Here is an 18,651-nt window from a genome sequence, read left to right on the forward strand (position 1 = left end):
GGCGGAATTTTGGCCGAAAACCGCCACACGGTGACTGGGTGTTGTTGAGGCGCGCGGACCGGGCGCCGACGTTGACATGAGGGCCCGACTTTGGTTGCATTCCCGGGTAAGGTTGTAATCCTGGTCAGACCTACCAACTTTACGAGGAAATGCATGAGCTCTCCCTCTGTGGTCAACGAGCCACAAGCAGGCCAGTACGAGCTGAGCCACCTGCGCTCGCTCGAGGCCGAAGCCATCCACATCATCCGCGAGGTGGCCGCCGAGTTCGAGCGGCCGGTGCTGCTGTTCTCCGGCGGCAAGGACTCGATTGTGATGCTGCACCTGGCGGTCAAGGCGTTCAAGCCGGGCCGGTTGCCGTTCCCGGTGATGCACGTCGACACCGGCCACAACTTCGACGAGGTGATCGCCACCCGCGACGCCTTGGTGGCCCAGCACGGGGTCCGCCTCGTGGTCGCCAGCGTCGAAGATGACATCGAAGCCGGTCGTGTCGTGGACAACGGCCCGTCGCGAAACCCGCTGCAGACCGTCACCCTGCTGCGCGGCATCCGGGAGAACAAGTTCGACGCAGCTTTCGGTGGCGCCCGTCGTGACGAGGAGAAGGCGCGCGCCAAGGAGCGGGTGTACAGCTTCCGCGACGAGTTCGGCCAGTGGGACCCGAAGAACCAGCGGCCCGAACTGTGGAACCTCTACAACGGCCGTCACCGCAAAGGTGAGCACATCCGGGTGTTCCCGCTGTCCAACTGGACCGAGTACGACATCTGGGCCTACATCGGGGCCGAGGAGATCACGCTGCCGTCGATCTACTACGCGCATACCCGGCCGGTGTTCCAGCGCGACGGGATGTTGCTGGCCGTACACGAATACATGCAGCCGCGCGACGACGAACCGGTGTTCGAGACCAGCGTCCGGTTCCGCACCGTCGGCGACGTCACCTGCACCGGCTGCGTGGAATCCACGGCACAGACCGTCCAGCAGGTGATCGACGAGACCGCGGTATCGCGGCTGACCGAGCGTGGCGCCACGCGCGCTGACGACCGGATTTCCGAAGCCGGCATGGAAGACCGCAAGCGGGAGGGCTACTTCTGATGCAAACGTTGTTACGCCTGGCGACAGCCGGCTCCGTCGACGACGGCAAATCCACCCTGATCGGGCGGCTGTTGTTCGACTCCAAGGCCGTGATGGAAGACCAGCTGGCCGCGGTGGAGCGCACCTCCAAGGAGCGCGGCCACGACTACACCGACCTGGCGCTGGTCACCGACGGCCTGCGCTCGGAGCGTGAACAGGGCATCACCATCGACGTGGCCTACCGCTACTTCGCCACGCCCAAGCGGAAATTCATCATCGCCGACACCCCGGGTCACATCCAGTACACGCGCAACATGGTGACCGGCACGTCCACCGCGCAATTGGCGATCGTGTTGGTCGACGCCCGACACGGATTGCTCGAACAGTCACGCCGCCACGCCTTCCTGGCGTCGCTGCTGGGCATCCGGCATATCGTGCTGGCCGTCAACAAGATGGACCTGATCGACTGGGACCGCCAGAAGTTCGAGGACATCCGCGACGAATTCCATGCTTTCGCAGCGCGTTTGGATGTTCACGACGTCACCACCATCCCGATGTCTGCCCTACAGGGCGACAACGTGGTGACCAAGAGCGCCAACACCCCCTGGTACGAGGGTCCCGCGCTGCTCAGTCACCTCGAAGAGGTCTACATCGCCGGTGACCGCAACCTGGTGGACGTCCGCTTCCCGGTGCAGTACGTGATCCGGCCGCAAACCCGCGAGCACGCCGATCACCGTAGCTATGCCGGCACCGTCGCCAGCGGCGTCATGCGCCCCGGTGACGAAGTGGTGGTGCTGCCCGCCGGAAAGTCCAGTCGTATCACCGCGATCGACGGACCCACCGGTCCCGTCGACGAGGCATTCCCACCCATGGCGGTGTCGATCAGCCTGGCCGACGACATCGACATCTCCCGCGGCGACCTGATCGCCCGCACTGCCAACCAGCCCCATGCCACCCAGGATTTCGACGCCACGGTGGCGTGGATGGCCGACAACTCCGCGTTGGAAACCGGCCGCGACTACATCATCAAGCACACCACCAGGACCACCCGAGCCAGAGTGACCGCGCTGGACTACCGCCTGGATGTCAACACCCTGCATCGCGACAAGAGCGCGACGGCGTTGAAGCTCAACGAACTGGGGCGTGTCACGCTGCGCACCCAGCAGCCGCTGTTGCTCGACGAGTACTCGCGCAACGCCGCCACCGGGTCGTTCATCCTGATCGATCCCGACACCAACAGCACTGTCGGGGCGGGCATGGTCCGAGACACCACTCCGGTGGCCAACCGGAGTGCCACACCCAACACGGTGCGACACGAGTCGCTGGTGCGTGCCAAAGACCGACTGTCCCGGGGCCGCACGGTGTGGTTCACCGGACTATCCGGCTCCGGTAAGAGCTCGGTGGCAGTGCTGGTGGAGCAGAAGATGCTCGAAAGAGGCTGCCCGGCTTACGTTCTGGACGGTGACAATCTGCGACACGGCCTCAATGCCGATCTGGGGTTCTCGATGGCCGATCGGGCTGAGAACCTCCGTAGGCTCGCCCACATCGCCACTTTGATGGCCGATTCCGGTCTGACGGTGCTGGTGCCTGCCATCAGCCCGTTGGAAGAGCACCGGGAGTTGGCCCGAAAGGTGCACGCGGATCAGGGTTACGAGTTCTTCGAGGTGTTCTGCGACACCCCGCTGGCAGACTGCGAGCGCCGCGATCCCAAGGGGCTCTACGCCAAGGCCAGGGCGGGGGAGATCACCCACTTCACCGGAATCGACAGCCCCTACCAGCGGCCCAAGCACCCCGATCTGCGGCTGACCCCGGATCACACCCCCGACGAGCTGGCGCAACAGGTGATCGACCTGTTGAGTGATCAGGCATGAGCGATCACGAGTTGGCGGCGCGGCTGGCCACCGAGGCGGGCGAACTGCTGTTGAAGGTTCGCGACGAGTTCGCTGACGCCGAGTCCAAGGAGCGAAAGGACGCGGGTGACAGCCGGTCTCATGACTTCCTGATGGCTGCACTTGCGCAGGCGCGTCCAGACGACGTGGTGTTGTCCGAGGAAGGCGCCGACAATCCGGCGCGTCTGAGCGCCGAGCGGGTATGGATTGTCGACCCGCTGGACGGCACCCGCGAGTTCTCCGAACTGGGCCGCGAGGACTGGGCGGTGCACGTCGCGCTGTGGCAGTCCGGTGAGCTGGTCGCCGGCGCGGTTGCACTGCCCGCTCAAGGGCAGACGCTGGCGACCCCCGACGTGCCCACACCCGCGGCCCAGGACGGCCCGCCCCGTGTCATCGTCTCCCGAACCCGCCCACCCGCCGTGGCACTGGCGGTGCGCGACTCCCTCGACGGCGTGCTGGTGGAGATGGGAAGCGCAGGGGCCAAGGTGTCTGCCGTGGTGCAGGGTCGCGCCGACGTTTATGTGCACGCCGGCGGCCAGTACGAATGGGACTCGGCCGCACCGGTTGCCGTGGCCCGCGCGGCCGGGCTGTTCACCTCACGCATCGACGGCTCACCGCTGGTCTACAACCAGAAGGACCTCTCGCTGCCGGATCTCATCGTGTGCCGCCCGGAACTCGCCGACGCCGTGCTGGCGGTTACCCGGTCCTAGATCCGGTGGCGCCGGATGGAGCATCGGATCTCACCGCGCTGAGAATGCCCCGCCAACCGGGCAGCTGTTCGATGTGCCGGACACCGGGCGGCTGGTCGCCGTCCAGTAGGCGGGTTGCCACCACAGCTGCCACCTCGGCGGTCATGGCCGCCTCCCCGGTGCCGGCGAACCACGCGGCGACACTCTGTGATTGCCCGTCCCGCACGCCCGAGGCCTCGGCGCACACAGCGAACCTTCCCTGTTGATGCGGCACTGCGCCCATCGCCGTGACGGCCGGTGAGCGCACCTTCGCCGATCCGAACACTCGCGCTGTGCCGCTGCGGGCGGCGACGACCGCGGCAAGATGAACGGCCCTGGGCTCGAGTGTCAGCCAGGAGCGCACCGTCGGGATATCGAGAGTGCGTGCCAGGCTGCGTTGTTCGGGGAAGTTGAACGCCGCCGCGACGCTGCGGTGCCCGTCGCCGAAGTCGAGATGACGTCGCGCGACGAAGGGGCGTTGCGGGCGGACCTTGCCGTTGTGCACCACCGAGAAGGGCACAGCGAGGTTCTCCAGTGTCCAGTCCAAGGCCGCGGCGCCGTGTTCGTCGGCGATGCCGAGCCGGACCCCGAGGTCCAGGCGCTCGACCTCGTCGAAGGAAGAACACACCTGGGCGGCAAGCAGGTTGGTGACTCCGGGAGCGATGCCGACACTGAGTACGACGGTGGCGCCGGTGTGTGCCGCGAGAGGATCGAGCTTCTCGACCGCCTCGATTCCGGCGCCGTCGGCCGAAACGTCCGCGTAGTGCACACCGGCGTCCACACAGCCCCCGACAAGCGCTTTCTCGGTCTTCGGCGCGCAGGCCAGGACCAGTTCAGGTCGTTCGGTGGTCACCAGGTGGCGCACCGACTCCGGGTCGGCGGCATCAAGGCGGACGGCGCGGGCACCGTGGCCGAGGGTGGCCGCTGTCTTCGCCGCACGGGTGCTGTCGCGGCCGGCGATGACCACTCGACCCGGGTGCTGAGGTGCCAGCCGCTCGGCGAGCAGCCTGCCGACCAGGCCGTAGCCGCCGACGATGACGATCGGTGCGGTCATGCGGCGGCCTGCGCGAGCTTGGTCAGGGCATTGACCAGTTCGGCGGCCGACGGGACCCCGTCGGGATCGAACAGCGACTGGACTGCCAGTCCGTCGAACAGTGCGATCAGAACCGTTGCCGCGGCGCGGGATTCGGGACCGTCGCCGACGCTGCGGCCGACCTCCACCCGCAGATCCTCGTAGATGGTGCGCATCTCCGCACGCAGTGCGTCACTGCGTTCGGCTTGGGCGAACACCTCGACGGCGGCCACCGTGTCACTTTTGTCCTCTTGCAGTGAGTCCAGGAAGCGGCCCAGGACGTCGGTCAGGCGGGTGCGGGCGTCGGCGTCGGTGGGTTCGCTTGCGTGTCGCAGCGGGCCCTGCGCCCAGCGACGGGTGACGCGGACCGCGGCTTCGTGCATGAGGCCTTCTTTGGACCCGAAGTAGTAGTTGACATCGGGTGCGTGGGCGCCGGCGACGGCCAGGATGCGCCGAGTGGTGGTGCGGGCCCAGCCGTCATCTGCCATGCATCGGATGGCGGCATCGAGGAGCCTGTCTCGAGTGGTCATGAAGAGGGATCCTAGCAATCGCTACTAGCGATCGCTAGGATCTTGGCATGACGACGCCGACAATCCGTACCGCCCGCCCCGACGACCGCCCATTCCTGGCCTGGGTTATGCGCACTGCCGCCACATCGCACCTGCCCACCTGCGTGTGGGATGTGCTGTTCGGGCTGCCCGCCGAGCACGTCGATGAGCTGCTGCTGTCGCTTCTCGGCTCAGCGCGGACCCACTGGTGTCACCTCGATCGGTTCTGGGTCGCCGAGGTAAACGGTGAACCGGCCGGCGCAATGACGGGGTTCGACACCGGTGAAGAAGGCAACCCGGCGCTGGAGGCCGAGATCTTCGCCCTGCTGGCCGGGCTGGACCTGCCCGACGGTGCACTCGAGGCGTTGGTCACCAGGGCGACGGCGCTGGCGCGTGCCACGCCGCCGAACCTGGACGCGAGTTGGGGTGTCGAAAATGTCGCGGTGGCAGCAGGTTTCCGAGGCGCCGGTGTGGTCGACGCGCTGCTGCAACACGTGCTGGCCGTCGGGCGCGACCGCGGCTACCAGCAGGCGCAGGTGTTGTGCCTCAACGGCAACGAGCGTGCCGAGCGGACCTGGAAACGCAACGGGTTCGGCCTGGTCACCGACTACCGCGACGTGTCCTTCGAACAGACCTACGGCACACCGGGTTTACGCCTGCATGCGCAAGCCCTGTGATCCGTGACCGTCGCAGTTCTGTGACAATGGCACAATTGCCACGATGCGAATGTCGGCCAAGGCGGAGTACGCCGTGCGGGCCATGGTCCAGTTGGCCACGGTCGACGACGGTGTGCTCGTCAAGACCGACGAGTTGGCGGCCGCCCAGGGCATTCCCGCACAATTCCTGGTCGACATCCTGTCCGACCTGCGGACCGACCGGCTGGTACGCAGCCACCGTGGCCGTGACGGCGGTTATGAACTGGCCCGCGCGGCCCATCTGATCAGCATCGCCGATGTCCTGCGCTGTATCGACGGGCCATTGGCCAGTGTTCGGGACATCGGGCTGGGGGACCTGCCGTATTCGGGCCCGACGGCCGCGCTGACCGACGTCTGGCGGGCACTGCGCGCCAGCATGCGGTCGGTGCTCGAAGAGACCACTTTGGCCGACGTCGCCCATGGTGAGCTGCCGGAGCATGTCAGCGGTCTTGCTCGCGACTACAACACCCAGGAGACCGAGCGCGGGCACCGACGGCCCACGGCGTGACGGGACCACAGCGGCCCGCCCGCGCGTGTTGTCCGTCAACCGCTTTGGTGTCTACTCCGAATCGGACTTCCCAAACTTCGGGTTGCCGTCGTCATCCAGCCAGTCGTTGACCGCAGTCCCGGTGACGGTGTTGTGCGAGCCGGGCAGCACCGCCGTGGGCCGGTCCTCGTAGGCCGTCACCATCTCCGCGGCCGCCGCCTTGGCCGACTCGCTGACCTCCACCTTGGCACCCGACGGAGTTTTGTCGTCACTCACCTTCGACACCTTCCGTATGCGGCGCCGGGTGTCGACGCCTGTCTACGGCTGCCCGGAAATGTGACCCACGAAACAGATTGCAGGTCTGCGCCGGATCTCAGCGTGACTGTTCGACGAGGATGCTGCCGCGTGCCGTGCGTGCCACCACCACGGACTCGGCCTCGGTGGCATCGCTGGTCTGCGGCACGCGCACATCGGTGTCGTGGTACGCGGAGTCAGAGATGGCCGTCACCAGGAACGGGCCGTTGCCGGGCAGATCCAGAGTCACGTCACCGTTGGAGGTGGTGGCCTCGATGCTGCGTGGCGCCTCGTCGCGGAAGGTGACGTCGATGTCACCTTCGATCACGTTGGCCGAGAACGACTCCCGCACCGAAACCGGTTCATCGGAGACCACCGCGCCCTGACGGACCTCGGCTTCGATCACCCGTGCCGACCCCTCCAGGATCACCGCGCCGCCGGTGCTGCGGGCCACCAGCCGGTCCAGATCGGCTTTTACATCGAGCACCCCGAGCTGCTGTTCGGTGGTCACGGTGAGCCGCTGCCCCAGCTGCGGCGGAACCGTCACGATCAGCTGCCCGGCCTGGGCCCACTCCAGCCAGTCCGGCGAGCTGCCGCGCACCGAGATGCGGGTATCGGGCCCGGCGCTGATGTCCAGCGACTGGTCACCTCGGTCGCTGGTGCTGACGAACCGCAGTTCGGCACGCGGTTCACGTGCCTCGGGGTCACTGTTGATCTCCACGGACATCGGGACGGTGCCGGTGTCCACCGTGAGTGAACGCATGGTGGTGGGCAAGGGTTGGCTGTCGGCGATCACCCGGGTGTTGCCGACACCGACCGCCACGGCGGTCAGCGCGCCGAGGCCGGTGAGCAGGATCAGCGCCGCGGCGATCACCAACAGAGCACGCACCCCGGTTCGCCCGGCCGGGGACAGTGACGGCGGCGGGGTAGGGGTGGGAAGCGGAGCGAGACTGGTCATCGCAGAGCACCTTTCTAGGATTCGAGATACCGCAGCACCGCCAGCACCCGGCGGTTCTCGGTCTCGTCGGGGGCCAGGTCGAATTTGGCGAAGATCGAGGCGATGTGCTTCTCGGCCGAGCCGGTCGAGATGTACAGGGCCCCTGCGATCGCCGAGTTCGTCTTGCCCTCGGCCATCAACTGCAGGACGTCACGTTCGCGTGGGGTCAACTGCTCCAAGGCGTTTCGCTTGTGTGACCGCACCAGGATCTGCGCGACAACCTCGGGGTCGAGCACCGTCCCTCCGGTGCCCACGGTGTCGACAGCGGCCAGGAACGCGGGCACGTCGGCCACCCGGTCCTTGAGCAGATAGCCGAATCCGCGGGTGTCGGAGGCGATCAGATCGGCCGCGTAACGTTCCTCCACGTAGTGCGAGAGCACCAGTACCGCCGACTCCGGGTTCTGCTTGCGCAGCAGTGCGGCTGCCCGGATGCCCTCGTCGGTGAACGTCGGCGGCATCCGGACATCGACGATCGCCAGATCCGGTTTGGTGCCGTTGACCAGGGCCAGCAGGTTGGTGGCATCGGCCACCCCGGCGACCACCTCGTGTCCCGATTCGTTGAGGATGCGTTCGATACCGCCGCGCAGGAGTGCGGAATCTTCGGCGATCACGATGCGCATGGCACCACCGCGGTGACAATCGTCGGCCCGGTCACCGGGCTGGACACCGAGAACGTGCCACCGGCGGCACGCACCCGTTCGGCGAGTCCACGCAGGCCCGTCGCATCGGGATTCGCCTCGGCGTCGCTGAGGGCGCCGCCGTGGCCGTCGTCGAACACCGAGACGTACAGCTGGCCGCCGGAGGGGCCGGTCTCGTCGAACCGTACGGTGACCACCGCCTGGTTGGCGGAGGCGTGCTTGGCCACGTTGGTCAGCGCCTCGGCCACCACGAAGTATGCGACGGCTTCCACCTCATCGGGCAGCCGGTGGGGCAGATGAACGGTCAATGTGGTTGGCACTCCTGAGGTTTCGGAACGGTGCACTACTGAGGACAGGGCAGCGTCGAGGCCGCGGTCGCTGAGGATGGTGGGCGCGATGCCGCGCACCACGTTGCGCAGCTCCGACAGAGCCTGCTTGGCCTCGGTGTGGGCCTCGTTGATCAGCGTCTTGGCGGCGGGCAGGTCGGTGTCCAGTTTGGTTTGTGCCAGTCCGATCGTCATGGCCAGCGACACCAGACGCGGCTGCACACTGTCATGCAGGTCTCGTTCGATGCGGTGGCGTTCGGTCTGGGCCGAGGACACCGCGCCCTGGCGGGCATCGGCGAGCGCATGCACCCGGTGTTGCAGCTCGGCCGTCGACGACGGCGGCAGCAGCCAACGGTCGATCCGCGCGTCGAGGCTGGGTGCCAGTGCCAGCACCGCGATGGCTGCCAGCAGTGCGATCACCGCGAGGATCCAGGCCAGCACCGGCGGGATGAACCTCAATCCGGCTTCGGCGTCGCTGCCGTCGATCGCGATGGCCGCCGCGGGACCGAGGAACGCGAACGCCACCAGGACGAACGCCAACCCGGTGGCGGCGATGTCGTAGATCATCCGCAGGTAGTGGTGTGCGCAGCTCTTCCAGAAGCGGGTGTTGCTGACGTCGAGCCACAACTGATGCAGCCACCGCTGGATGCCGGTGTAGGGCGACAGCCGTCGCGCGGGAACGGGGATGTCCAGACCGAACACCGCCTCGCTGCGCACTCGTTCCACCCAGTCGACGCCACGCATCAGATAGATGAACACCACCGCTGCCAGCGCGAATCCGATTCCGGACGGAATCGAGGTGACACCGAGGACAAAAACGGTCAGTGGAACCCAGAACCAGAACGTGGCCAGCACGGCTCCGGTGACCATTGATGCCGTCGGCACCACACCGAGGTGCGGTCTGCGCCGCCGGATCTTCTGTGCCGCCGGCGGCTCGGCCAGCACAACACTGTCTGCAACAACCATGCGTCCAACCTATGGACTCCCAAGCGCGCAGGACACGGCGATTTCCCGACGGTCTCGTGGGGGTTAACCCCCGGGGAGTAGCCTCACCGGCGTGGTGCAGGCCGGAGTCGACGTCGCCGCACTGACCCGGATGCTCGCCGGTGTCGCCGGCGGCGACCCGGACGGCGATGTCGCCGCGGCCATCACCCAGCTGCGGGCCGACGGCCTCGCGGACCTGGCCGACGTGCTCGCCCGTGTGCACAGCGAAATGCTGCGCCTGCGTCGCCGTGAACACGAGTTGACCGTCCTGTTCTCCAGCGCCCGGGATTTGGCCGAGACCCGCGACCTCGACGTCCTGCTGAGCCGACTGGTGGTGCGGGCCCACGAGCTGGTGGGCACCGACATCACCTATCTGTCCGCGTTCGACACCGCGACCCGTGAACTGCGCGTGCGCAAATCGGTCGGGGCGGTAACCCGGCAGTTCCAGAATCTGCGGGTACCACCGGACAAGGGGCTGGCGTCGCGGGTGGCAGCGTCGCGCACCGCGCAATGGACCTCGCGCTACAGCGACTATTCCGGCGGCCCCCACGACGCCGAGATCGACGAGGCCGTGGGTGCCGAGGGCATCGTCTCGATCCTCGGGGTGCCCATGCTCGCCGAAGGCACTGTGCTGGGGGTGCTGTTCGCGGCGACCCGCCATGAGCGGGTGTTCAGCGCCGAGGAGATCGCGTTGCTGTCCGCACTGGCCGACCACGCGTCGGTGGTGATGCAGACAGCCGGAATCCTCAAGCAGCTCAAGGACTCCGAGGAAGATACCCAACGCGCACTGGCCCGCCTGCAGGAGCATGTCGCCGCGCGCGACAGATCCAATGTGGTGCACCAGAGCCTGGTCCAGGCCGTGCTGAACGCCGAAGGGTTCGGTTCGGTGGCCGCCACCGTGGCCGAGGCGCTGGGGCGGGAGGTGGCCATCATCGGGGCCGACGCCGGCATGCTCGCCACCGCCGGCGCCGCCGCATTCGACCCGCAGCTCGACAGCACTCCCGCGGTGCGCATGGCGATCGACACCAGTTGCGAGACCGGGCTGTGCTGCGTGGTCGACGACAGCCGGTCACCGGTCGAGATCGTCGCGGCGATCACCGTGGGCACCCAGTACTACGGTGCGCTGCTGCTGGGTCACGGCGAGCTGACCCTGGGGCCGGTGGACCAGCGCACGGTGGAGCGCGCGGCCCAGGTCTGCTCACTGATGACGTTGCAGCAGAACGCCGCTGACGACGCCGACCGCAGGACTCGCGCCGAGCTGGTCGCCGACCTGGTGGACCCCTCACCGCAGCGCCGGGGCGACCTGGCGCGCCGCCTGCGCCACCACGGCATGACCCCGGCGGACCTGACTGCGGTGGTCACCCTGGTGGTCGATCACGAGCGCCGCGCCGCGGCGACCCGCCTTGTGGCGTCGCTGGTTCCCGCCCCGGCGCTGGTGGCCGAGGTCGCCGGCCTGCTGGTCGTGGTGAGCGGCGCAGCGGACCCCCGGGCATCGGCGTTCATGCTGCGCCAGCGGCTCGCCGAACACCTGGACGCACCCGTGCTGGCGATCTGCCCACCGGTGTTCCGGGGTGCTGAGGACCTGCCCCAGGCGTTCGGCGCCGCCGCGCGTACCGCGCGTCTGCTGGATGCCCTGGGTGTCACCGACACCGTGGTGGACACCGCGGAGTACGAACTCTTCGGGGTGATGTTCGGGCACGATCCCGACAGCGTGCACCGCTTCGTCACCGCCACGTTGGGCCCGGTGTTGGACTACGACGCCGCCAACGGCACCGACCTGACCGCCACCCTGGCCGCCTTCGTGCGCAACGGCGCCAGCCCCACCCGCACCGCACGGGCCATGAACTACCACTCCAACACCATCCTGGCGCGTCTCGACCGGATCACCGCGCTGCTCGGCGACCGGTGGCGCGGTGACGAGCAGCTCTACCGCATCTCGACCGCGGTGCGACTCGACGAGCTGCGCCGTTCCCGTTCTGGTGGGTGATCACCACAGCGCAATGCCCCTCTGATGGGTGAATCGCACATGGCGGGTGTGTGGTGGCGCACTTTACCGTCGGTCAGTGACGTGTGGACAACTCAGCGGAGGCGGTACGTGAGCATCATCAGCAGGATCCCCGGTTTCAAGGACGCGACCGTCGCGCAGCGGCGCGGGATCGTCGCCGAACGCACCGGCGTGCCCGATGACGTGCTCGCGGCGTTCGACCCGGCCGCCGGGCTGTCCGCCGAGTCCGCCGCCCACATGGTGGAAAACGTCATCGGCGTGCTGGCGGTGCCGGTCGGCATCGCGACCAACTTCACCGTCAACGGGGTGGACCGCCTGGTTCCGATGGCCACCGAGGAGCCGTCGGTGGTGGCCGCCGCCAGCAATGCCGCGCGAATGGCGCGTGAGCACGGCGGCTTTCACACCTCGAACTCCGGCCCGGTGATGGCCGCCCAGATCCAGTTGATCGAGGTGCCGGACCCGGAAGCGGCCCGGCTGCGCATCCTCGAGTCCGCCGCCGAGATCATCGCCACCGCCAACGCGCTGGACCCGCTGCTGGTCGAATTCGGCGGCGGGGTTCGCGATCTGCAGGTCCGCAATTTGGTGACCCGCACCGGCGTGCACGTGATCGTGCACCTGATCGTCGACGTGCGCGACGCCATGGGCGCCAACGCGGTGAACACCATGGCCGAAGCGGTGGCACCTCGGCTTGCCGAGATCGCCGGCGGCCGCTCTCTGCTGCGCATCCTCACCAACAAGGCCGACCGACGGGTGGTGCGGGCCCGCGCGGTGTTCGACCGCGACCTGCTCGGGGGTGCCGAGGTGGTCGACAACATCGTGCACGCCTCGGCGTTCGCCGAAGCAGACCCCTACCGCGCCGCCACCCACAACAAGGGCATCATGAACGGCATCACCGCCGTGGTGCTGGCCACCGGCAACGACACCAGGGCCGTGGAGGCCGGAGCCCATTCGCATGCGGTGGGGCCGGACGGTCGCTACACCGCGCTGTCACACTTCGAGCGCACCCCGCAGGGGCACCTGTCCGGAACGTTGGAACTGCCGATGCCGGTCGGCCTGGTCGGCGGTGCCACCAAGGTCCACCCCGTGGCCAAGGCCGCGGTGAAGATCCTGAACGTCACCAGCGCAATCGAACTGGCGGAGGTCATCGTCGCCGTCGGGCTGGCGCAGAACCTCGGTGCCTGCCGGGCACTGGCCGCCGAAGGCATCCAGCGCGGCCACATGAGCTTGCACGCTCGGACTGTCGCGGCCACCGCCGGTGCCGACGCCGCCGAACTGGATGCGGTGGTGGCTCGGCTGATCGGCGACCGCAACATCCGCGTCGAGCACGCCGAGCGGGTGCTCGCCGAGTTGCGGAAAAGCCGGTGAGCTCGCGGTTCCCGGATCCGCACCGCAGCGCCGGGCTGCCGGACCGGGTGCGCGTGTACGAAGTGGGGCCGCGCGACGGTCTGCAGGCCGAGTCGGACATCATTCCCGTCGCGGTGAAGGCGCAGTTCTGCCGCCGCCTGGTCGCCGCGGGGGTCACAAACCTGGAGGTCACCAGTTTCGTTTCCCCACAGTGGGTTCCGCAACTGGCCGACGCCGCGCAGCTGATGGAGGACCTGCGATCCGACGGAACGCTGGCCGCGCCCGGCCTGCGCACCGTGGTGCTCACCCCGAACCGTCGCGGATTTGACCGCGCCCTGGCCGCCGGTGCACGTGAGATCGCCGTGTTCGTCTCGGCAACAGAGACGTTTGCACGGCGCAACCTCAACAGCAGCGTCGACGGCGCTCTGGCCGCGGCGGCACCCGTGGTGGCCGAAGCGCGGGCGGCCGGCATGCCGGTGCGGGGTTACATCTCCATGTGCTTCGGCGACCCCTGGGAGGGACCGGTCGCGGTGGCCGACGTCGCGCGGGTGGCCGGGCAGCTTGTCGAGATGGGCGCCACCACACTGTCTCTGGGGGACACCATCGGTGTGGCCACCCCCGGTCACGTGGCGCGGGTGCTCGATGCCGTGCTCGCTGCCGGCGCCCGCGCGGAGCAGATCGCTGTGCACTTTCACGACACCTACGGCCAGGCGCTGGCCAACGTGCTCACCGCCCTGCAGCACGGGATCACCGAGATCGACAGCTCCGCAGGCGGATTGGGTAGATGCCCGTATGCGCGCGGGGCCACCGGCAACCTGGCCACCGAAGACCTGGTGTGGATGCTGCACGGGCTCGGCATCAACACCGGAATCGACCTGGACGCCATGGTGGACACCTCCTTGTGGATGGCCGGGCACCTGGGCCACCCGCCGGCCTCGGCCACCGCGTCGGCGATCGCCGCGCGACGATCACAACGAGGAGACGACACTGATGTCTGAACACAGCACCAAGCCCCGGGCGCACCGCGTTACCTCGAAGTGTGGGGTGACACCGTCACCGCCCGCCATCTGGGTCTGTCGGTGGTCATCGGCGTCGTCGTCAGCTTGGGTTCTTACCTGGCCGCGCACGCCTACCTGACCCGAGTGGTGGCGGAAAGCTCACTCGCCGAGGCATATTCGTTGCTGGTGGGAATCGGGGCCTGCGTGGTGGCCGGGGTGATCAGCGGCAAGCTGTTCCCGCCCAAGCGCCGCATCGTGGTGCAGGCCGCCGAAGGTGACTCGGTGGGCGAGGTGATCGCCACGCTGAGCGCCGAGCGCGGCGGTCTGGGCTCCGTCGACGATCTGCCCGAGGCGACGGTCCGGGAATTGAAGGACCTCGATCTCTACGACCGCTTCCGCGAGGCGGAGAGCACATCGCAGGAGCAGCCGAAATGAGTGCCGTCCTCACCAATGACGTCCTGGTCGCGATCCTGCTCGGTCTGATCGGCGCCGTCGTCTTCTCCCTCATCGGGCTGGTGTCGGGAACCGACGAGACCGCCACGCTGGCCCCGCTGACCCTGCTGGTCATCCTGCTCGGCACACCCCCGGCGGGGGTGTTCACGTTCTTCCTGGCCGGTGCGGTCGCCAAACACATGACCCATGCCGTGCCCACCACCCTGCTGGGGATACCGGGCGACACCATGGCCGTGCCCCTGCTGCGTGAGGCGCGGTTGTTGCGGGGTCTGGGCGTACCGCACATCGCGCTGCGCAAGGCGATCTCGGGCGGCGTCATCGCGGCGTTCATCGCCGTCCCCGCCGCAGTGCTGTTCGCAGCGCTACTGGCGCCGTTCTCCGACACCGTGCAGGCCGTCGCGCCATGGCTGTTCCTGATCGCCGCCATCGGCATCGCCTACACCACGCCGGGCAAATGGGCCGGCGTCGCGGCGCTGGTGCCGTTTGTGCTGCTGATCCTCGGATTGCGGGCGCTGACCGCCACTTTCGACGTGGCGCTGAACATCAGCTACTTCCTGGGTATCGCGGTGGGCCCGTTGATCGCGGCGCTGTTCCTGGTGCTCGGGCCCGCCGGGCGCCGCGAGATGGGCCGCGACGAACCGGCCACGGTGTGGCTGGCCCCCGAGATCAAAGGCTGGTCTGGCTACTTCCCCAACCCGTTCAAGATCCTGGATCGTCGCCAGACCGCGCAGGTGGCCGCAACGGCCACGGTGTCCAGCGCCACCTTCGTCTTCAGCCCGGTGGCGATGACGGTGTTGATGGGTGAGCTGGTCGCGGCCCGGGTCAAGCAGGGCTACCACCGCCTGACGTCGGTGATCGCCGCCCGCAACGGCACCACGGAATCGACCTACATCGCCGAGGCGCTGATCCCGCTGATCGCGTTCGGGCTGCCGCTGAGCCCGGTCGCGGCCGGACCGGCGGCCCCGCTGTTCAACGCACCCCCGGTGTTCACCACCGACAGCGAAACCGGCCAGATCGACAACCTGTCTACCGCATTGTCCACCACCGAGTTCCTGTTGTACGGGCTTCTCGCAGTGGCGATGGCCGCGGTGATCGCCTACCCGTTCGCCATGAACTTCGCCCACCGGGCCGCCACGCTGGTGGTGCGTCATGTCAGCCACGAGGCCATCATCGCGGCGTTCGCCGGGCTGGTGGTAGTGGTCAGCGTCTGGGAGGGCGGGTTGCTCGGCCTGCTGGTGACGTTGACCGTCGGCGTGGTGGGCGGCCTGCTGGTGCGGTTCTTCGCAATCCATGCCGGGGTGCTGTTCATGGGGTACTACGTCGCACTGCTGAGCGTGCCGGCGCTGTTGGCACTGTGAGAGCGGCGGGCGCGGTAGCGTCCTGAACCGATGACCGCACCGAGCTCTGACCGTCCGGCCCGGCCCCGTCGGCGCCGGGAGGTGATGGGCAACCTCGGACCCAACTGGTTCGCCTCGGTGATGGGTACCGGCATCGTCGCCAATGCGGGTGCGATGCTGCCGTGGCAGGTGACGGGGCTGCGGGCGTTTTCGGAGTTCGTCTGGGTGACCGCGGCACTGCTGCTGGTGGTGCTCGCCGTGCTGGTGGGCGGGCACTGGCTGCGGCATCCGACGGTGGCCCGCACCCACGGCCGGAACCCGCAGATGGCGCACTTCTACGGTGCGGCGCCGATGGCGCTGATGACGGTGGGCTCCGGGGCGATCCTGGTGGGATCTGACCTCATCGGGGTGCGCGCCGCTGTGGACCTGCACTGGGTGTTGTGGAGTCTGGGTACCGTCGGCGGGCTGTTCACCGCGCTCACCATTCCGTACCTGATGTTCACCCAGCACACCGTGGAACCCGACGCGGCATTCGGCGGCTGGCTCATGCCGGTGGTGCCGCCCATGGTGTCGGCGGCCACCGGGGCCCTGCTGATTCCGCACATCGCCTCGGGGACCGGCCGGGCGACCATGCTCTACGGCTGCTACGCGATGTTCGGGCTGTCCCTGGTGGCGTCGCTGATCGTCATCACGCTGATCTGGAGTCGGTTGGCCTACTACGGCACCTCGGGCACCGCGCGGGTGCCGACACTGTGGATCGTGCTGGGCCCGCTGGGCCAGTCCATCACCGCGGCCGGGTTGCTCGGGACGCAGGCCGCCCTGGCAGTGCCTGCGGACGTGGCGGCCGGGATGCACGTGTTCGGCATACTGTTCGGTGTTCCGGTATGGGGTTTCGCGGTGCTGTGGATCGGGTTGGCGGCGGCGTTGACCGTCCGCACTCTGCGCCGCGGCATGCCGTTCGCGCTGACGTGGTGGAGCCTGACCTTCCCGGTCGGCACGTTCGTCACCGGAACCACACAACTGGCTGCGCACACCGGATTGCCCCTGTTCCGGGTGGCCGCCGTGGTGGCGTTCACCGGACTGCTGTTGACATGGCTGCTGGTGGCGGCGCGCACCGCGCGGGGCAGCCTGCGCGGCAACCTGTTCCAGCCGCCGGCGTCGGGTCCCGTCAAGGCGGGCAAAGACCCCGTTCGGTAGCTACTTGGGCGCCGAGAGTTCCAGCGCGATGTGGTCCGGGTCTCGGAACTCCAGGATGTAGGCCGGGCCGATGTCCTTGATGGGCTCTCGGGCGATGCCGAGGCCGTCCAGATGTGCTGCCGCGGCGTCGATATCGGCCTTGCCATCGAGCTTGAACGCCAGATGGTCCAGCCCGGTGCGGTTCTCGTCGAACGCGTCACGGCCCACGGGCCGCAACCCGATCAGTCCGTGTCCCATGTCATAGATGACGCCGCCGAACAAGAAGTCGTACTTCGCCCTGGTGGCCTCGTCGGCGCCCGCGGGGACTTCGAGCAGAACCGGCCAGTCGAACACCGATTCGTAGAACTGCCGGGACCGCTCGATGTCGGTGACAGTCAGCCGGAGGTGCGCGATCGAGTTCGGTCTGATGGCCATAGCAGTCCATGCTGCCAGTCGATAGGCTCCTCAGGGTGAGTGTCACGCGATGCTGCCGGGCGTATGCAGCTGTGATGTCGTTGTTGGTACTCACGGCACTGTCAGTGCCCGCCGCCGTGGCGCAGCCGCCGGATCTGCGGGCACAGCTGGACGAGGCCATTGCCGCCACGGTCACGGAGATGGGGATTCCCGGCGCCATCGTGGGGTTGTCGATCCCCGGCCGGATCGACTACACCACCGCGGTGGGTGTTGGTGACACCGCGACCGGGGTGCCTCTGTCGGTAACCGACCACAGCCGCATCGGCAGCGTCACCAAGACCTTCACCGGCACGGCGGTACTACAGCTGGTGGACCAGGGCCGCATCCGGCTGACCGATCCCATCGCCATGTACGTCGAGGGCGTGCCGAACGGCGACCGAATCACCCTGGACATGCTCGGGCGGATGCGCAGTGGCCTGTTCAACTACTCCGACGACAAGGCCTTCCAGGACCGGTTCTTCGCGCAGGCGCCCACCGGTCCGGACGCTTTTGCGACCACCCCGCGCGAACTCGTCGACATCGCCTTCCGGCATCCGCCGAACTTCGCACCGAACGAGAAGTTCGAGTACTCCAACACCAACACCGTGCTACTGGGCATGGTGGTGGCCCGGGTGACCGGGCAGTCGCTGCCGGATTATCTGCGCCAGCACGTTTTTGCGCCGCTGGGGCTGGGCCAGACCACCTGGCCTACCAACGGGGCCATGCCCGAGCCGTTCACGCACGGTTACGTCGACGTGCCGGATTCCGGCGTCGTCGACTCGACGTTCTGGAACCCGTCCTGGGGTGACGCGGCCGGTGCCATCATCTCGGATCTGGCCGATATGAAGGCGTGGGCGGCCGCGGTGGGCCGGGGGTGGTCGCTGCGGCCGGAGACCCACGCGCAGCGGCTGTCGGGGGACTCCGCGTACCCCGGTGTCACCTATGCCTTCGCCATCTTCGACACCCACGGCTGGATCGGCCACAACGGAGACATTCCCGGTTACACCACAGTCTCGGTGTATCTGCCCGAGCAGGACGCCACGCTGGTGGTGTTCGCCAATTCCGATGTGCCGACGGACCACTCCGCCGGACAGATCGCGACGGCGGTGACGTCGATCGTCACTCCCGATCATGTCTACAACCTGACGGGATAACATCGCGA

Annotated in this window: 19 protein-coding genes; 12 read left to right on the plus strand and 7 right to left on the minus strand. The window is 68.0% G+C overall.

Annotation, left to right across the window (positions count from 1 at the left end; genetic code table 11):
• Positions 1-153 precede the first annotated feature (153 nt).
• Genes cysD through BVC93_RS19275 form a run of 3 tightly spaced genes read left to right on the plus strand, consistent with a single transcriptional unit; the run spans position 154 to position 3,664 of the window.
• Complete coding sequence (gene cysD / locus BVC93_RS19265; RefSeq protein WP_083738878.1) at positions 154-1,086, plus strand: sulfate adenylyltransferase subunit CysD; 933 nt, start codon at positions 154-156, stop codon at positions 1,084-1,086.
• Entirely contained in the window at positions 1,086-2,936 is a 1,851-nt protein-coding gene (gene cysN / locus BVC93_RS19270) for a sulfate adenylyltransferase subunit CysN (RefSeq protein ID WP_083738879.1), read from the plus strand. Before cysD ends, cysN begins: the two co-directional genes overlap by 1 nt.
• Entirely contained in the window at positions 2,933-3,664 is a 732-nt protein-coding gene (locus tag BVC93_RS19275; RefSeq protein WP_083738880.1) for a 3'(2'),5'-bisphosphate nucleotidase CysQ, read from the plus strand. Before cysN ends, BVC93_RS19275 begins: the two co-directional genes overlap by 4 nt.
• Here BVC93_RS19275 and BVC93_RS19280 read toward each other — a convergent pair.
• Positions 3,651-4,736 carry a saccharopine dehydrogenase family protein gene (locus tag BVC93_RS19280; protein WP_083738881.1) on the minus strand — a complete coding sequence of 362 codons (1,086 nt, stop codon included), beginning with the start codon at positions 4,734-4,736 and terminating at the stop codon, positions 3,651-3,653. The genes BVC93_RS19275 and BVC93_RS19280 overlap by 14 nt on opposite strands.
• Positions 4,733-5,284 carry a TetR/AcrR family transcriptional regulator gene (locus BVC93_RS19285; protein ID WP_083738882.1) on the minus strand — a complete coding sequence of 184 codons (552 nt, stop codon included), beginning with the start codon at positions 5,282-5,284 and terminating at the stop codon, positions 4,733-4,735. Before BVC93_RS19285 ends, BVC93_RS19280 begins: the two co-directional genes overlap by 4 nt.
• Before the next feature lie 47 nt (positions 5,285-5,331).
• Here BVC93_RS19285 and BVC93_RS19290 point away from each other — a divergent pair, with 47 nt between their 5' ends.
• Positions 5,332-5,979 carry a GNAT family N-acetyltransferase gene (locus BVC93_RS19290; RefSeq protein ID WP_083738883.1) on the plus strand — a complete coding sequence of 216 codons (648 nt, stop codon included), beginning with the start codon at positions 5,332-5,334 and terminating at the stop codon, positions 5,977-5,979.
• A 43-nt stretch (positions 5,980-6,022) separates the two neighbouring features.
• Positions 6,023-6,505: an Rrf2 family transcriptional regulator gene (locus BVC93_RS19295; protein WP_083738884.1), complete on the plus strand. Its 483-nt coding sequence runs from the start codon at positions 6,023-6,025 to the stop codon at positions 6,503-6,505.
• A 51-nt stretch (positions 6,506-6,556) separates the two neighbouring features.
• Here the strand turns inward: BVC93_RS19295 and BVC93_RS19300 are convergent, their stop codons facing one another.
• The 4 genes from BVC93_RS19300 to BVC93_RS19315 form a co-directional block, all read right to left on the minus strand.
• Positions 6,557-6,760, minus strand: a complete 204-nt coding sequence (locus tag BVC93_RS19300; RefSeq protein WP_157516985.1) for a hypothetical protein — start codon at positions 6,758-6,760, stop codon at positions 6,557-6,559.
• 97 nt (positions 6,761-6,857) lie between these two features.
• Positions 6,858-7,736, minus strand: a complete 879-nt coding sequence (locus BVC93_RS19305) for a hypothetical protein (RefSeq protein WP_157516986.1) — start codon at positions 7,734-7,736, stop codon at positions 6,858-6,860.
• Between the two features lie 14 nt (positions 7,737-7,750).
• Positions 7,751-8,395 (minus strand): response regulator transcription factor, encoded by a 645-nt coding sequence (locus BVC93_RS19310; RefSeq protein WP_083738887.1) that lies wholly within the window; start codon positions 8,393-8,395, stop codon positions 7,751-7,753.
• Entirely contained in the window at positions 8,383-9,705 is a 1,323-nt protein-coding gene (locus tag BVC93_RS19315) for a sensor histidine kinase (RefSeq protein WP_083738888.1), read from the minus strand. The genes BVC93_RS19310 and BVC93_RS19315 overlap by 13 nt, the downstream gene beginning before the upstream one ends.
• 91 nt (positions 9,706-9,796) lie before the next feature.
• Here BVC93_RS19315 and BVC93_RS19320 point away from each other — a divergent pair, with 91 nt between their 5' ends.
• The 6 genes from BVC93_RS19320 to BVC93_RS19345 all read left to right on the plus strand — a co-directional run bounded on the left by BVC93_RS19320 (position 9,797) and on the right by BVC93_RS19345 (position 17,057).
• Positions 9,797-11,710 carry a helix-turn-helix domain-containing protein gene (locus BVC93_RS19320; protein ID WP_157516987.1) on the plus strand — a complete coding sequence of 638 codons (1,914 nt, stop codon included), beginning with the start codon at positions 9,797-9,799 and terminating at the stop codon, positions 11,708-11,710.
• Between the two features lie 108 nt (positions 11,711-11,818).
• Complete coding sequence (locus BVC93_RS19325) at positions 11,819-13,093, plus strand: hydroxymethylglutaryl-CoA reductase, degradative (protein WP_157516988.1); 1,275 nt, start codon at positions 11,819-11,821, stop codon at positions 13,091-13,093.
• Positions 13,090-14,070: a hydroxymethylglutaryl-CoA lyase gene (locus BVC93_RS19330; RefSeq protein WP_083738889.1), complete on the plus strand. Its 981-nt coding sequence runs from the start codon at positions 13,090-13,092 to the stop codon at positions 14,068-14,070. Before BVC93_RS19325 ends, BVC93_RS19330 begins: the two co-directional genes overlap by 4 nt.
• A 39-nt stretch (positions 14,071-14,109) precedes the next feature.
• A complete protein-coding gene (locus BVC93_RS19335; RefSeq protein WP_083738890.1) occupies positions 14,110-14,505 on the plus strand; it encodes a hypothetical protein in 396 nt (131 codons plus the stop codon).
• Positions 14,502-15,881 carry a tripartite tricarboxylate transporter permease gene (locus BVC93_RS19340; protein ID WP_083738891.1) on the plus strand — a complete coding sequence of 460 codons (1,380 nt, stop codon included), beginning with the start codon at positions 14,502-14,504 and terminating at the stop codon, positions 15,879-15,881. The genes BVC93_RS19335 and BVC93_RS19340 overlap by 4 nt, the downstream gene beginning before the upstream one ends.
• Positions 15,882-15,911: 30 nt before the next feature.
• Positions 15,912-17,057: a TDT family transporter gene (locus BVC93_RS19345; RefSeq protein WP_083738892.1), complete on the plus strand. Its 1,146-nt coding sequence runs from the start codon at positions 15,912-15,914 to the stop codon at positions 17,055-17,057.
• On the opposite strand, the gene BVC93_RS19350 is transcribed toward BVC93_RS19345, so the two are convergent.
• Positions 17,058-17,471: a VOC family protein gene (locus BVC93_RS19350; RefSeq protein WP_083738893.1), complete on the minus strand. Its 414-nt coding sequence runs from the start codon at positions 17,469-17,471 to the stop codon at positions 17,058-17,060.
• Between the two features lie 35 nt (positions 17,472-17,506).
• Here BVC93_RS19350 and BVC93_RS19355 point away from each other — a divergent pair, with 35 nt between their 5' ends.
• Positions 17,507-18,643: a serine hydrolase domain-containing protein gene (locus BVC93_RS19355; protein ID WP_335583097.1), complete on the plus strand. Its 1,137-nt coding sequence runs from the start codon at positions 17,507-17,509 to the stop codon at positions 18,641-18,643.
• Positions 18,644-18,651 lie beyond the last annotated feature (8 nt).

The sequence above is a fragment of the Mycobacterium sp. MS1601 genome, assembly GCF_001984215.1.
Lineage (GTDB): Bacteria > Actinomycetota > Actinomycetes > Mycobacteriales > Mycobacteriaceae > Mycobacterium.

Coding starts and splice junctions, on each gene's coding strand:
- BVC93_RS19350 (WP_083738893.1), bottom strand. CDS start 17,471: ATGGCCATCAGACCGAACTCGATCGCGCACCTCCGGCTGACTGTCACC.
- cysD (WP_083738878.1), top strand. CDS start 154: ATGAGCTCTCCCTCTGTGGTCAACGAGCCACAAGCAGGCCAGTACGAG.
- BVC93_RS19340 (WP_083738891.1), top strand. CDS start 14,502: ATGAGTGCCGTCCTCACCAATGACGTCCTGGTCGCGATCCTGCTCGGT.
- cysN (WP_083738879.1), top strand. CDS start 1,086: ATGCAAACGTTGTTACGCCTGGCGACAGCCGGCTCCGTCGACGACGGC.
- BVC93_RS19315 (WP_083738888.1), bottom strand. CDS start 9,705: ATGGTTGTTGCAGACAGTGTTGTGCTGGCCGAGCCGCCGGCGGCACAG.
- BVC93_RS19295 (WP_083738884.1), top strand. CDS start 6,023: ATGCGAATGTCGGCCAAGGCGGAGTACGCCGTGCGGGCCATGGTCCAG.
- BVC93_RS19275 (WP_083738880.1), top strand. CDS start 2,933: ATGAGCGATCACGAGTTGGCGGCGCGGCTGGCCACCGAGGCGGGCGAA.
- BVC93_RS19280 (WP_083738881.1), bottom strand. CDS start 4,736: ATGACCGCACCGATCGTCATCGTCGGCGGCTACGGCCTGGTCGGCAGG.
- BVC93_RS19285 (WP_083738882.1), bottom strand. CDS start 5,284: ATGACCACTCGAGACAGGCTCCTCGATGCCGCCATCCGATGCATGGCA.
- BVC93_RS19305 (WP_157516986.1), bottom strand. CDS start 7,736: ATGACCAGTCTCGCTCCGCTTCCCACCCCTACCCCGCCGCCGTCACTG.
- BVC93_RS19310 (WP_083738887.1), bottom strand. CDS start 8,395: ATGCGCATCGTGATCGCCGAAGATTCCGCACTCCTGCGCGGCGGTATC.
- BVC93_RS19290 (WP_083738883.1), top strand. CDS start 5,332: ATGACGACGCCGACAATCCGTACCGCCCGCCCCGACGACCGCCCATTC.
- BVC93_RS19345 (WP_083738892.1), top strand. CDS start 15,912: ATGACCGCACCGAGCTCTGACCGTCCGGCCCGGCCCCGTCGGCGCCGG.